A 13,517-nucleotide genomic window follows, 5' to 3' on the forward strand; every position below is an offset into this window, starting at 1 on the left:
GTCAGGAACGGGTGTACGGGAGAGGTGATATCAGGCCAACATCATCATCACCTCTACCTGGCCCCTCCTCGCGTCGAGCGATTGCCGCCAGGCCAACCCACCATGCCACACTGGCCACTTCGGCCAAATCTCGCCCGTTTAGAGCACAAGAAAATCGGCAAAGAGTGGCCCAAAGATGGCTAACGTCAGGGCACGTGGAATCCCCTGAAATCATGCGCCGTCTCGGCGCCACACCTCAGCAGCGCGGCAGCCTCTCCGGCGGCAATTGCCCGGACATCTTCGAGCTGAGTGACGGATCTTTCGCCATCATCGGCACGGACCGTACCGATGCCCTGGACGGCCAACTACCGTTCGACGCATCACGCGGCAACCACGAAAGAATCGTGGTCATCACCCGCGAAACCCTGCTCAGAGCCAAGACGGACATCCCCGAGGTCTGATCGCACGGCCGGGCAACCCCCGGCGCGCTCCCCTCACTTGGCTCATCTGGCACATCGTGGCCCGGCATCCCCACCTCTCGATGCCGGGCCTTGCGCATGTCCGGATCCGGGCGGGCGCCGGTCGGCGCATGTCCGGATCCCGGCGGGCGCCGGTCGGCGCACGTACCGCGTTCGTGTAATGCGTGCGCGGACCCCGGGCCGGCACCGGCCGGCGGCGCGCGGGAGTCAGTCGGCCACGGGCGGGACCGGCTGGGGCGGCACCGGCCCCACATACCGAGCCGCAGGCCGGATGATCTTCGAGTCGGCCGCCTGCTCAAGGACGTTGGCGCTCCACCCCACCGCCCGCGCGCACGCGAAGGTCGGGGTGAACATCTCGCGGGGCAGACCGCACAGTTCCATGACCACGCCCGCGTAGAACTCCACGTTGGTGTGCAGTTCGCGGCCCGGCTTGAGCTCCGCGAGGATCGCCTCGACCTGGGTCTCCACCTGGACGGCGAAGTCGACCAACGGGCCGCCGAAACCCTGCGCGATCCCGCGCAGCATCACCGAGCGCGGGTCGGCCGTGCGGTACACGGGGTGCCCGAAACCCATGATCCGCTCGCCCGCGAGGACCCGCTCCCTGATCCAGCCGTCGATGCGGTCCGGCGTACCGATCGCGTCCAGGGTGTCCAGGGCGCGGCTCGGCGCCCCGCCGTGCAGCGGCCCGGAGAGCGCGCCGACCGCTCCGACCAGGGCGGCGGCGACATCGGCGCCGGTCGAGGCGATGACGCGACCGGTGAACGTGGACGCGTTGAAACCGTGGTCGATCGTGGAGATCAGGTACTGTTCGACCGCCCGGGCCTCGGCGGGCCCGGGTTCCGAACCGGTGAGCATGTAGAGGTAGTTGGCGGCGTACGCGAGGTCGTCGCGCGGCTCCACGGGCTCGAGGCCCTGGCCCAGCCGGTGCAGCGCCGTGAGCAGGGTCGGCACGACGGCGCAGGCGGCGAGGGCGTCGGCGCGGCGCCGGTCGGGGTCGAGGTCGTACACCGGCCGGAAGTCCCTGGCCGCCCCGAAGAGCGAGAGTGCGGTGCGCAGTCCGGCGAGCGGTCCCGCGAGGACACTGGCCCGGGCGATGGCCGGCAGCGCGGTCCGCACCTCGTCCGGGAGGTGGCGCAGGGCCGCGGTCCGCTCGGTGAAGGCCGATCGCTGTGCCGCGTCGGGCAGTTCACCCTGGAACATCAGATGCCATACGTCCTCGAAGCTGCGGCTCTGCGCGAGTTCGACGGCCGAGTACTGGCGGTAGTGGTAGAAGCCCTCGCGGCCCCGGACGTCCCCGAGCGCGGTCTGAGTGACGACGACGCCCGCGAGTCCTCGTGGGACGTCGAGGGGTTCGACGGTCCGACTCATTGAGTCGTTCGAGCTGATCGAGTTCATCGACATGGTTCTCCTCCCTGAACTTGATTTGACTGTCTATGCTTGACCTCATCAGTGTCAATGTTGATTGAATCAATACATAGCGATACGGATACGGTGAGGCCCATGAGCGAACAGCAGCGGCTGACCACCAAGGAGGCCGCCGAGCGGCTCGGCGTGAAGCCCGAGACCGTGTACGCGTACGTCAGTCGGGGGCTGCTCAGCAGTCGCCGCACCGATGGCGGCCGCGGCTCGACGTTCGACGTCAAGGAGGTCGACGCGCTCAGCAGGCGCAACCGCCGCGAGGCCGCCGCGGGCCCGCCCGGTGAGCTGTCGGTCCGGACCCGGATCACGTTGATCGAGAAGGACCGTTACTACTTCCGCGGGGTCGACGCGGTCGAACTCGCGGAGCGCTACGACTACGAGCCGGTCGCCCAGTGGCTGTGGACCGGCGAGCTGCACCCCGAGGTCCGCTTCGAAGCACCGGACGACCTCGTCGCCGCCGCGCGGCAGGCGGTGGCCGCGCTGCCCCGGCACTGCGGGCCGACCGACCGGCTCCGGGTGGCGACGATCGCCGCGGCGGCCGCCGATCCGCTGCGGTTCGACCTCGGCGAGGAAGCCGTACTCGCCACCGCGCGCGCCCTCTCGCCGACGCTGGTCGCCGCGCTGCCGGCGCTCCGCCACGGCCAGGACCGGCGGGCCGCGCTGGCCGACCGGTTGTGGTGCCGGCTCACCGACCGCGAGGCGGACGGCGCCTCGATCGCCGTGCTCGGCAAGGCACTTGTGCTGCTCATCGATCACGACCTGGCCGCCTCCACGCTCGCCGTACGCGTCGCCGCATCGGCCCGCGCCCACCCGTACGCGGCGGTCTCGGCCGGGCTCGGCGTCATAGAGGGCCCGCTGCACGGCGCGGCCAGCGGCCTCGCCCACCGGATGCTCGCCGAGGTCGTCGAGCGGGGCAGTGCGGCCGCCGTCGTGGCCGACCATCTGCGGGCCGGACGCCGGGTTCCCGGGCTCGGGCACCGGCTCTACCCGGGGGAGGATCCGCGCGCCGTCGCCCTGTTCGCGGCGCTCGACGCGGTGCCGCAGGCGGCGGACGCCCTGGCCGCGGCCCGTGACGTGGTGGCGACGACCGCCCGTCACACCGAGCTGCACGCCAATGTGGACCTCGCCCTCGCGGTCCTCACGGTGGCCTCCGGGATGCCCGCCGAGGCCGGCGAGACGATCTTCGCGGTCGCGCGCACGGCCGGGTGGATCGCGCATGCCCTGGAGGAGTACCAGGAACGCCCGCTGCGGATGCGGCCCAGCGGTCAGTACGTGGGTCCCCGCCCGCCACAGCCGCTGCCGTGAAGCACGAAGGCACTGGGACGATCCTGGATCCGGTTGATCTTGACGCCACTTGGGCAGGGAAATCCGGCCACACGAAGGGGTGCTTGTCAGGCTAGGCTCACCTACGTGAGTACGTGCGCGACCGCCTCCCGGGACCTGAACGAGCCCCTCACCGGGACCGCGGCCACGGCCAAGACCTGGCTGCTGCTCGAACAGCCGGGCCCATGGGGCGCCAAGGCGCTCACTTCCAGCCACCTCGACCCCGAACTGGGCGCCGCTCTCGAAGCCGCGGCGGAGGGGACGGGCGTACGGGTCGCGCTGATCCGCCGGCCGGGTCGGCATGCGGACTGCCATACGGTGACGCGGCGGCGGGTGTTCGTGGCACATGTGGATCCGGGGCGGATGGGCTCCGAGCACACGGATGCCGGGCACACGCCGGCCGCCACCTGGCTCCGCACCGCCGTCACCGACCATCCGGAACAGCTCCTCCAGCTGGACTTCGCCGGGCTCGGCAGGGGCGACCACGCCGGCTTCGACGCGGTCCTCGACGGACGGCCCCACACCGGCGCACCCCTCGCCCTCGTCTGCACCAACGGCAAGCGCGACCGCTGCTGCGCCCTGCTCGGCCGCCCGCTTGCCGCCGAGCTCGCCGACGCGGGCGAGGAGGGAGCCTGGGAGGTCACCCACCTCGGCGGTCACCGCTTCTCCCCCACGCTGCTCGTGCTGCCTTACGGGTATGCGTACGGCCGTGTCGACGCCCACGCGGTCAAGGACGTGCTCGCCGCCGTACGCGACGACCGCATCGTCACCGAGGGCTGCCGCGGCAACTCGGCCTGGGAACGCCCGGGCCAGGCCGCCGAGCTGGCGGTCCGCTCGGCGACGGGCGAGGACCGGGCGGGCACGCTGTCGGTCGTCCTGGTGGCGGCGGGACACACGGAGTCAGGCCACATGGGCGCCGACACCACTCCCGTGTGGGAGGTGACCGTCACCCACGTCGACGGCCGCCGCTGGCAGGTCACCGTCGCCCAGGGCGCCTCCCTCCCACCCCGCCCGGAAAGCTGCGGAGCCGCCCTCGCCTCACCGCCCCGGATGGACGTTGTCGCCGTAAGCGAGGCGACCGGGGCGTAGGTGGGCGCCCCGAAGGGGCGCGGGGAACTGCGCGACCAGCCCCCACCGGCCCGCGGATGATCCACTCGCCTGCACGCAGAGCACCACATGGCCGACGCTCACGCGGAGCACCACGTGGCCAACGCCATTCCCGCCCCACCCTTCACGCCCCGTACGGTAAAGACGCATGAGCGCAGGTCGCAGAGTACGAATCGGGATGCCACGGCGCGTCTTCTCGCAGGTGCTGCTGATGCAGCTGGCGATCGCCGCCGGTGTCACGGTGCTCGCGACGGGCCTGTTCCTGGCCCCGCTCAGCGCCCAGCTCGACGACCAGGCGATGCGGCGCGCCCTCGCCATCGCCCAGACGACCGCCGCCCAGCCGCAGGTCGCCGCCGACCTCCAGGAATCCCGGCCGACCGAGGACGGCCCCGTGCAGGCCGAGGCCGAGAAGATCCGCAAGGCCACCGGCGCCGAGTACGTCGTGATCATGGACAAGCGGGGCGTGCGCTGGTCCCACGCCACCGCCTCCGAGATCGGCAAGGTCGTCTCCACCGATCCGAGCGACGCTCTTGCCGGCCACGAGGTCATGGAGATCGACAACGGCACGCTCGGCCGCTCGGCCCGCGGCAAGGTGCCGCTGCGCGACACCGAGGGCGACATCGTCGGCGCCGTGTCGGTCGGCATCGAGTACGACAGTGTCCGCGACCGTCTGATTCACGCCATCCCCGGCCTCTTCGCCTACGCGGGCGGCGCCCTCGCAGTCGGCGCCCTGGCCGCCTACCTGATCTCCCGCCGCGTCCAACGCCAGACCCGCGACCTGGCCTTCTCCGACATCTCCGCCCTGCTCGCCGAGCGCGAGGCCATGCTGCACGGCATCCGCGAGGGCGTCGTCGCCCTCGACCGAGGTGGCCGGATCCGGCTGCTCAACGACGAGGCCCAACGCCTGCTCACCCTCGACCCCGAGGCAATCGGCAAGACCCTCGACGTGGCGCTCGGCCCCGGGCGTACGACCGACGTCCTGGCCGGCCGCGTCACGGGCAAGGACCTGCTGACCGTACGCGGCCCCCGCGTCCTCGTCGCCAACCGCATGCCCACCGACGACGGCGGCGCCGTCGCCACCCTGCGCGACCGCACCGAGCTGGAGCAGCTGGGCCGCGAACTCGACTCCACCCGCGGCCTGATCGACGCCCTGCGCGCCAAGGACCACGAGCACGCCAACCACCTGCACACCCTGCTCGGCCTCCTAGAACTGGAGATGTACGACGACGCCGTGGAGTTCGTCGGCGAGACGGTCGGCACCCACCGGGCCACCGCCGAGCAGGTCACGGAGAAGATCCACGACCCGCTGCTCGCGGCCCTGTTGGTGGGCAAGGCCACCGTCGCGGCCGAGCGCGGGGTGTCGCTGCGGATCTCGGACGACACGTTGCTGCCCGACCGGCTGATCGACCCGCAGGGCCTGGTCACGATCGCCGGCAACCTGGTCGACAACGCCCTGGACGCCGCGGTGGGCAGCCTGCACCCGCATGTGGAGATCGCGCTGCGTGCCGAGGGCCGGGCGGTCGAGCTGCAGGTACGTGACTCGGGCATCGGAGTCCCCGCGGACAAGCGCGAGTTGATCTTCACCGAGGGCTGGTCGACCAAGGAGCCCCCGGCCCACGGCAAGCGCGGCATCGGCCTCGCCCTTGTCCGCAGACTCGCCGAACGCCAGGGCGGGCGCGCCCGGGTCGCCGACGCACCGGACGGCGGCGCCGAGTTCACCGTCGTACTGCCAGAAGCACTGACCCGGCCGGAACTGGCCGCCACCGAGGAGACACGATGACCGGCGCCACTGGATCGACCGCCTTGATCCAGGTCCTTGTCGTGGACGACGACGTGCGCGTCGCCGGTGTCAACGCCGCCTATGTGGCCAAGGTGGCGGGCTTCCGGGTCGCCGCACAGGCGCACACCGCCGCCGAGGCCCTGGCCCGGATCGAGGACACCCCCGTCGACCTGGTCCTGCTCGACCACTACCTGCCGGACGAGACCGGTCTTTCGCTCGTACGCAGACTCCGCGAGCTCGGCCACCAGACCGACGTGATCATGGTGACGGCGGCCCGCGACGTGGCCACCGTGCAGGCGGCGATGCGGCAGGGCGCCCTGCAGTACCTGGTCAAGCCGTTCACCTTCGCCGGCCTGCGCGCCAAATTGGAGGCGTACGCCGCGCTGCGCCGCACCCTGGACGGCGGCGGCGAGGCCGAACAGGCCGAGGTGGACCGGATCTTCGGCGCCCTCTCGGCCACCCCGTCGCCCGAACTCCCCAAGGGCCACTCCCCCGGCACGGCCGAGCTGGTGCGCCGCGCCATGATGGCGGCCGAGGCCCCGCTCTCGGCGCAGGAGGTCGCGGACCACACGGGCCTCAGCCGCCAGACCGCCCAGCGCTATCTGAAGCTGTTGGAGCGGACGGGCCGGGTCCGGCTCACGCTCAAGTACGGGGATACGGGGCGGCCGGAGCACCGGTACGAGTGGGTCGGGACCGGCCCGGCCTGACCTTGCCTGCGGTCCCTAGACCGCCCCCGCCCCCGTCAGCGACCGCACCTCCGTCTCCGCGTGCTTCGCCTGGTCCGGCGGCTCCGGTGAGGTGACCGTGCCGATCCAGCCCGCCAGGAAGCCCAGCGGAATCGAGATCAGGCCCGGGTTCTGCAGCGGGAAGAGGTGGAAGTCGACCCCGGGGAAGATCGCCTCGGGGCTGCCGGAGACGACCGGTGAGAGCAGCACCAGTGCCAGCGCCGGGAGCAGCCCGCCGTACACGGACCAGACCGCGCCCCGGGTCGTGAAGTTCCCCCAGAACAGCGAGTACAGCAGCACCGGCAGGTTGGCCGACGCGGCGACCGCGAAGGCGAGGCCGACGAGGAAGGCTACGTTCAGGTCGCGGGCCAGCAGGCCGAGGCCGATCGCCACGATGCCGATGCCGACCGCGGCCAGGCGGGCCACGGCGACCTCGCTGCGCGGCTTGGCGTGCTTGCGTTTGAGCGAGGCGTACAGGTCGTGGGCGACGGACGCCGAGGAGGCCAGCGTGATGCCCGCGACCACGGCGAGGATGGTGGCGAAGGCGACGGCTGCCACGATCGCGAACAGAACCGTTCCGCCTGTGGAACCCGCACCGCCGCCCAGATCGAGCGAGAGCAGCGGAATCGCCGTGTTCCCCGCCGGGTTGGACTTGCGCACCTCGGCCGAGCCGACGATGGCGGCGGCGCCGAAGCCGAGCACGATCGTCATCAGGTAGAAGCTCCCGATGAGCCCGATCGACCACACGACCGAGCGGCGCGCGGCCCGCGCGGTGGGCACGGTGTAGAAGCGCGACAGGATGTGCGGCAGACCCGCCGTGCCGAGCACCAGGGCGAGGCCGAGGCTGATGAAGTCGAAGCGGGCGGTCCAGGAGCCGCCGTACTTCAGGCCCGGCGAGAGGAACCTTTCTCCGTGGCCACTGCGCTGAGCTGCGGAGTTCAGCAACTGGTTGAAATCGCCGTGGAAGCGCACCAGGACGAGCACGGTCAGCGCGACGGCGCCGCCCATCAGGAGCACGGCCTTGACGATCTGGATCCAGGTGGTGGCCCGCATCCCGCCGAAGGACACATAGATCACCATCAGGGCGCCGACCCCGACCACGGTCCAGGCCTGCGCCGCCTGGCTCGTACCGCCGAGCAGCAGGGCGACCAGGCTGCCCGCGCCGACCATCTGGGCCACCAGGTAGAGCACGGACACGGTGACCGAGGAGGTGCCCGCGGCGATCCGTACGGGCTTCTCGTTCATCCGCGAGGCGACCACGTCGGCCAGCGTGAACCGGCCGCAGTTGCGGACCAGTTCGGCCACCAGGAAGAGCACCACGAGCCAGGCGACGAGGAAGCCCACGGAGTAGAGCAGGCCGTCGTAGCCGAAGAGCGCGATCAGGCCGGAGATGCCGAGGAAGGAGGCGGCCGACATGTAGTCACCGGCGATGGCGAAACCGTTCTCCATGGGCGAGAACAGCCGTCCGCCCGCGTAGAACTCCTCGGCCGAGCCGTGCCGGTTGCGGCTCACCCAGGTGGTGATCGCGAGGGTGACCGCGATGAAGGCGCTGAAGAGGAGCAGCGCAAGGGTCTGGTGGTTGCCGCTCAATGCTCGATCCCCCGGATCGGCTCGTGACCCGCCGGCCGGGGCGACTCCTGCCCGATTCCCCGGGTCAACTCCTGTGTGTCCCACCGCAGATCGAGGGCCGGACGGTCCCGGCGCAGGCGGGCGTGGCGGGCGTACGCCCAGGTCAGTACGAAGGTGCTGAGGAACTGCCCGAGCCCCGCGAGCATCGCGACGTTCACCGCGCCGGCCACCGGCCGGGCCATCAGGCCCGGGGCGGTGGTCGCGGTGATGACGTAGGCGACGTACCAGGTGAAGAAGGCGGCGACGGCGGGGATGACGAACCGGCGGTAGCGGCTGCGCACTTCCTGGAAGGCGGCGCTGCGCTGCACCTCGAGATAGATGTCGGCCGCGCTGGTGGCCGGGCCCTGGGGCGCGCCGCGTGGCAGCGGGGTGGCCGGGGCGGGCGCGCCGGTGCTGTCGAGCTCGCCCCAGCCGGAGGCCAGTGCGTCGTACCAGGGGTCGTCCAGGCTGAAGTCCGCGCTCTCCGGGCGGGGTTGCGAGCGATGTTCCGAGCCGGGCCGACGATTGTGCGATTGCATGCCCAAGGATGGGCAGAACGGGAAGATCCCGGACTCTTCAATCCTCCCGCTTCACCCCTTTAGGTGATGCGGCGGCCAGGAGGCTGCGCGAGACCGTGCCGGTAGGCATAGCGGACGGCCTGGGTCCGGTCGCGCAGGCCCGCCTTGGCGAAGAGGTTGTTGATGTGGGTCTTCACCGTGGCGGTGGAAACGCGCAGGGCACGGGCGATCTCCGCATTGGTGAGACCTTCGGCGATATGGGCGAGCACTTCGGCCTCGCGGCCGGTGATGCCGTCGGGCAACTCCTGGGGCGGCGGTGGTGGTTGAGGTGTAATCGGCTCGGAAATGCGTTCCAGCAAACGCCGTTGGACCTGGGGGGCGAGGCTCGCGTCGCCGGACATCACGGCATGGACGGCCCGGACGATCTCGTCGCCGCCGGCGTCCTTGGTGAGGTAGCCACGGGCTCCTGCCTGCAGGGCGGGGAAGAGCGAGTCGTCGTCGGCGTAGGTGGTGAGCACCACGACCTGGGTGCCGGGGTGTGCGTCACGGATGCGACGGGTGGCCTCCACGCCGTCGCAGCGGGGCATGCGGAGGTCCATCAGGACGACGTCGGGGGCGAGTTCGGCGACCAGCTCCACCGCTTCGTTGCCGTCGCCCGCCGAGCCGACGACCTCGATTCCGGGCAGCAGCCCCAGGATCATCACGATGCCCTCGCGCACCACCGTCTGGTCGTCGGCGACCACCACGCGCGCGACCCTGCCCGCCCCGACAACACCTTCGGCCCCTGTGTGCCCCGCCGCCATGCCCTCCGCGCCCGTACCTTCCGCCGCTGTGCGCCCGGCCGCCCCCGCGCCCTCCGCCGCCATGCCCCCGCCCCCCACGCCTTCCGCCACCGCGCCTTCCGCCACCGCGTCTTCCGCTCCCGTGCCTGCCGCGCTCGTGCCTGCCGCGCTCGTCATGCCGGCACCCGCAGTCGCAGCCGCACCACGAAGCCCCCCTCTTCCGGTCCCGCTTCCAGGGTGCCGCCGAGCAGTTCGGCCCGCTCGCGCATCCCGAGGAGACCGTACCCACACCCGGATTTCCCCAGCTCACCGGCGCCCACGGGTCCGCCCGAGTCCCGTATGTCCAGGGCGACTTCATCGTCCTCGTACGCCAGACGCATCCGCACCTCGGCACCGGGAGCGTGTTTCCGTACGTTGGTGAGCGCCTCCTGCGCCACCCTGCGTACCGTCTGCGAGGCCTCCGCAGGCAGGGCCCGCCGTACCCCTTCGACGGCGACAGCGGCCCCGTCGGCGGCCGCGAGCTCCCGCAGGTAGTCCTCCACCGGCGCCATGTCCCCGCGGAGCGCGGAGAGTGCCTGCCGGGTCTCGGCGAGGCCTTCGCGGGCCATGGCGCGGGCGGCGACGACGCGCTCCAGGATCTGCTCGCGGTCCCCGCCGCGCTCGATGAGGAGGCGGGCGGCCTCCAGGTGGACGGTCTGCGCGGACAGGCTGTGGGCGAGTACGTCGTGGATGTCGCGGGCGATCCGGGCGCGTTCGGCGAGCGCGGCGGACTCGGCCTCGGCGACGCGGGCGACCCGTTCCTGGGCGAGCAGCAGGAATCCGGCGCCCCGGGCCTGGGCGTCGAGGCGCAGCGCGTATCCGAAGATCAGCACGGCGAAGCCGCTGCCGAGGGCGCCCGCGAGGGTCTCGTCGATGGCCAGGAAGCCGCCGATCATGACGGCGTCGAACGGCAGGGCGACCGCGAGCGGCAGCCGTTCCATGGCTCCCACGGCGCAGATGATCCACAGCACGTACGCCGGGGCCTGGGCGTCCACCGCGAAGCCCGCCGCGCCGATCGCGAGGGGTACGGCGAGCCAGCCGAAGGCCGCACCCAGACGGTGCCGGGCGGTGGCCCGGTGGAACTGCCAGTAGGCCAGGCCGCAGCAGACGAGCCCGACGAGCGGCACGGAGGCGGCCAGTCCGGCGAAGATGTCCTCGTCGTGCGCGGCCCAGACCAGCCAACCGGCCAGGCAGGCCGCGGCTCCGGCGTCGATGAGCGAGCGGCTCCTGGGAACGCCGACGCGCGACAGCGCCTCCTTCGAGGACCACTCCGTCCACGCCGCCCACCTGTCCCGTGCCTCTGCCACCCGCTGTCCTTCCGCCACCGCCCGCATTCCCGGGGCCAGCATCGCGCACCCGCCGGTCCGGTGGCATCGGAGCCCGGGTGGGGCGTCGGCCGCGCAGAAGGGCCTGGCCTCCACCCGTGGGTGGAGGCCAGGCCCTTCTGCGGATCGGGGCGCGCGCCGGTCAGGCGTCGATGCGCGAGCGGTCCAGCGTCGCCGCCGAGCTGGTGATGAACTCCTTGCGGGGCGCCACGTCATTGCCCATCAGGAGGTCGAAGACCTGCTCCGCGGAGTCCAGGTCTCCGATGTTCACCCGGCGCAGGGTGCGGAAGCGGGGGTCCATCGTGGTCTCCGCCAGCTGGTCCGCGTCCATCTCGCCGAGGCCCTTGTAGCGCTGGATGGAGTCCTTGTAGCGAACCCCCTTGCGCTGGAACTCGAGGAGCGTGGTGCGCAGTTCGTTGTCCGAGTACGTGTACACGTACTTGTCCTGGCCCTTCTTGGGCTGGACCAGCTCGATCCGGTGCAGCGGCGGCACGGCCGCGAAGACCCGGCCCGCCTCGACCATCGGCCGCATGTAGCGCTGGAACAGGGTCAGCAGCAGGACGCGGATGTGCGCGCCGTCGACATCGGCGTCCACCAGCAGAATGATCTTGCCGTAGCGCGCCGCGTCGATGTCGAAGGTCCGGCCCGACCCGGCTCCTATGACCTGGATGATCGCGCCGCACTCGGCGTTCTTGAGCATGTCCGAGACCGAGGCCTTCTGGACGTTGAGGATCTTGCCCCGGATCGGCAGGAGCGCCTGGAACTCGGAATTCCGCGCCAGCTTCGCCGTGCCGAGGGCGGAGTCTCCCTCGACGATGAAGAGCTCGCTGCGCTCCACGTCGTCGCTGCGGCAGTCGGCAAGCTTGGCGGGCAGCGAGGAGGACTCCAGCGCGGTCTTCCGGCGCTGGGCGTCCTTGTGCTGGCGGGCGGCGATGCGGGTGCGTGCCGCGGCGACGGCCTTCTCCATGACGGCGCGGGCCTGCGCCTTGGCGTCGCGCTTGGTGGAGCCGAGGAAGGCCTTGAGCTCCTTGGCCACCACGGTGGCGACGATCCGGTTGGCCGCCGAGGTACCGAGGACCTCCTTGGTCTGGCCCTCGAACTGCGGCTCCGCGAGGCGCACGGTGACGACCGCGGTGAGGCCCTCCAGGGCGTCGTCCTTGACGACGTCGTCCTCGGCGACGCGCAGCAGCTTCTGGGTGCGCAGCGCCTCGTTCAGCGTCTTGGTCAAGGAGCGCTCGAAGCCGGTGACGTGGGTGCCGCCCTTGGGGGTGGCGATGATGTTCACGAACGACTTGAGGGTCGTGTCGTACCCGGTGCCCCAGCGCAGCGCGATGTCCACACCCAGCTCACGGGTGACCTCGGTGGGCGTCATGTGCCCCAGGTCGTCCAGGACGGGGACGGTCTCCTTGAAGGTGCCCTGGCCGGTCAGCCGTACGACGTCGCAGATCGGCTTGTCCGGGGCGAGGAACTCGCAGAACTCGCTGATGCCGCCGTCGAAGCGGAACGTCTCCTCGGACTTGCCGACGCCCTCGAGGTCGCGCTCGTCCCGCACCACGATGGTCAGGCCCGGCACCAGGAAGGCGGTCTGGCGGGCGCGCTGGTGCAGGTTCTCCAGGGAGAGCTTGGCCTCCTTGAGGAAGATCTGCCGGTCCGCCCAGTAACGGATGCGGGTGCCGGTGCGGCCCTTGGGTACGCGCTTGCCCTTGGTCAGGCCGCTGCCCGCCTCGAAGGCCGCGTCCTCGCCCTCGCCGGCGAAGCTGCCGGGGACGCCGCGCCGGAAGCTGATCGAGTGGACGGTGCTGCGGTCCACCTCGACGTCGAGCCGCGCGGACAGCGCGTTCACCACGGAGGCACCCACGCCGTGCAGGCCGCCGGAGGCCGCGTACGAGCCGCCGCCGAACTTGCCGCCGGCGTGCAGCTTGGTCAGGACGACCTCGACGCCGGACAGGCCGGTCTTGGGCTCGACGTCCACGGGGATGCCGCGGCCGTTGTCCTTGACCTCCACCGACCCGTCCTCGTGGAGGATGACGTCGATGTGGTCGCAGTAGCCGCCCAGGGCCTCGTCGACGGAGTTGTCGATGATTTCCCAGAGGCAGTGCATCAGGCCGCGGCTGTCCGTCGACCCGATGTACATGCCGGGCCGCTTGCGGACCGCTTCGAGCCCCTCGAGGACGAGCAGGTGCCGCGCGGTGTAGTTGGAACCGTCCCGGTCTGCTCCTGCCAGCAAAGCTGTGGACGGCACGGACGTATCGGCGGTCACGCGTTTCGCTCCTCGCTGAATTTCACTGGAGGCCCCTTCCAGCCCGGGCCCCGGCGTAGGTCGCCGGTCAGAGGGTACCGAGGCCTGGTAGAGCCGATGTAACGCCACCCTCGTCTGCCCTCAGACTAGACAAGAGTCGCATGCGTGTTCGATCCCCCGAAGGGGTGATGCGG

The 13,517-nt window shown here is 71.4% G+C and carries 11 protein-coding genes; 5 read left to right on the forward strand and 6 right to left on the reverse strand.

Going from position 1 to position 13,517, the window contains the following annotated elements; all coding sequences use genetic code 11:
• The first annotated feature begins 212 nt into the window (after nt 1-212).
• Nucleotides 213-440: a hypothetical protein gene (locus OG430_RS14685; protein WP_327359094.1), complete on the forward strand. Its 228-nt coding sequence runs from the start codon at nt 213-215 to the stop codon at nt 438-440.
• A 225-nt stretch (nt 441-665) separates the two neighbouring features.
• On the opposite strand, the gene OG430_RS14690 is transcribed toward OG430_RS14685, so the two are convergent.
• Nucleotides 666-1,859 (reverse strand): citrate synthase, encoded by a 1,194-nt coding sequence (locus OG430_RS14690; protein ID WP_442816495.1) that lies wholly within the window; start codon nt 1,857-1,859, stop codon nt 666-668.
• A gap of 99 nt (nt 1,860-1,958) precedes the next feature.
• Between OG430_RS14690 and OG430_RS14695 the strand changes: the two genes are divergently transcribed.
• The 4 genes from OG430_RS14695 to OG430_RS14710 all read left to right on the forward strand — a co-directional run bounded on the left by OG430_RS14695 (nt 1,959) and on the right by OG430_RS14710 (nt 6,794).
• The gene (locus tag OG430_RS14695) at nt 1,959-3,182 is read left to right on the forward strand and encodes a citrate synthase (RefSeq protein ID WP_327352938.1); all 1,224 of its coding nucleotides are present in this window, start codon (nt 1,959-1,961) and stop codon (nt 3,180-3,182) included.
• A 105-nt stretch (nt 3,183-3,287) separates the two neighbouring features.
• The gene (locus OG430_RS14700; RefSeq protein WP_327352939.1) at nt 3,288-4,289 is read left to right on the forward strand and encodes a sucrase ferredoxin; all 1,002 of its coding nucleotides are present in this window, start codon (nt 3,288-3,290) and stop codon (nt 4,287-4,289) included.
• A gap of 166 nt (nt 4,290-4,455) precedes the next feature.
• A complete protein-coding gene (locus tag OG430_RS14705) occupies nt 4,456-6,087 on the forward strand; it encodes a sensor histidine kinase (protein ID WP_327352940.1) in 1,632 nt (543 codons plus the stop codon).
• Between the two features lie 23 nt (nt 6,088-6,110).
• Nucleotides 6,111-6,794, forward strand: a complete 684-nt coding sequence (locus OG430_RS14710; protein ID WP_327359096.1) for a response regulator — start codon at nt 6,111-6,113, stop codon at nt 6,792-6,794.
• 15 nt (nt 6,795-6,809) lie between these two features.
• Here the strand turns inward: OG430_RS14710 and OG430_RS14715 are convergent, their stop codons facing one another.
• From OG430_RS14715 to OG430_RS14735, 5 genes are all read right to left on the reverse strand, one after another.
• Nucleotides 6,810-8,402: a solute symporter family protein gene (locus OG430_RS14715; RefSeq protein WP_327352941.1), complete on the reverse strand. Its 1,593-nt coding sequence runs from the start codon at nt 8,400-8,402 to the stop codon at nt 6,810-6,812.
• A complete protein-coding gene (locus tag OG430_RS14720; protein ID WP_327352942.1) occupies nt 8,399-8,959 on the reverse strand; it encodes a DUF485 domain-containing protein in 561 nt (186 codons plus the stop codon). Before OG430_RS14720 ends, OG430_RS14715 begins: the two co-directional genes overlap by 4 nt.
• A gap of 59 nt (nt 8,960-9,018) precedes the next feature.
• A complete protein-coding gene (locus OG430_RS14725; RefSeq protein ID WP_327359097.1) occupies nt 9,019-9,741 on the reverse strand; it encodes a response regulator transcription factor in 723 nt (240 codons plus the stop codon).
• A gap of 152 nt (nt 9,742-9,893) precedes the next feature.
• A complete protein-coding gene (locus OG430_RS14730; RefSeq protein ID WP_327352943.1) occupies nt 9,894-11,066 on the reverse strand; it encodes a sensor histidine kinase in 1,173 nt (390 codons plus the stop codon).
• Nucleotides 11,067-11,226: 160 nt separating this feature from the next.
• On the reverse strand, nt 11,227-13,344 hold the full coding sequence (locus OG430_RS14735; protein WP_327352944.1) for a DNA gyrase/topoisomerase IV subunit B: 2,118 nt from the start codon (nt 13,342-13,344) through the stop codon (nt 11,227-11,229).
• Between the last annotated feature and the right edge of the window lie 173 nt (nt 13,345-13,517).

Source organism: Streptomyces sp. NBC_01304 (genome assembly GCF_035975855.1).
In the GTDB taxonomy this organism is placed as follows: Bacteria; Actinomycetota; Actinomycetes; order Streptomycetales; family Streptomycetaceae; genus Streptomyces.

What these genes read in the sequence shown, in the direction of transcription:
- OG430_RS14685 (WP_327359094.1), top strand. Translation starts at nt 213, where the DNA reads ATGCGCCGTCTCGGCGCCACACCTCAGCAGCGCGGCAGCCTCTCCGGC.
- OG430_RS14690 (WP_442816495.1), bottom strand. Translation starts at nt 1,859, where the DNA reads ATGTCGATGAACTCGATCAGCTCGAACGACTCAATGAGTCGGACCGTC.
- OG430_RS14695 (WP_327352938.1), top strand. Translation starts at nt 1,959, where the DNA reads ATGAGCGAACAGCAGCGGCTGACCACCAAGGAGGCCGCCGAGCGGCTC.
- OG430_RS14705 (WP_327352940.1), top strand. Translation starts at nt 4,456, where the DNA reads ATGAGCGCAGGTCGCAGAGTACGAATCGGGATGCCACGGCGCGTCTTC.
- OG430_RS14720 (WP_327352942.1), bottom strand. Translation starts at nt 8,959, where the DNA reads ATGCAATCGCACAATCGTCGGCCCGGCTCGGAACATCGCTCGCAACCC.
- OG430_RS14725 (WP_327359097.1), bottom strand. Translation starts at nt 9,741, where the DNA reads ATGGCGGCGGGGCACACAGGGGCCGAAGGTGTTGTCGGGGCGGGCAGG.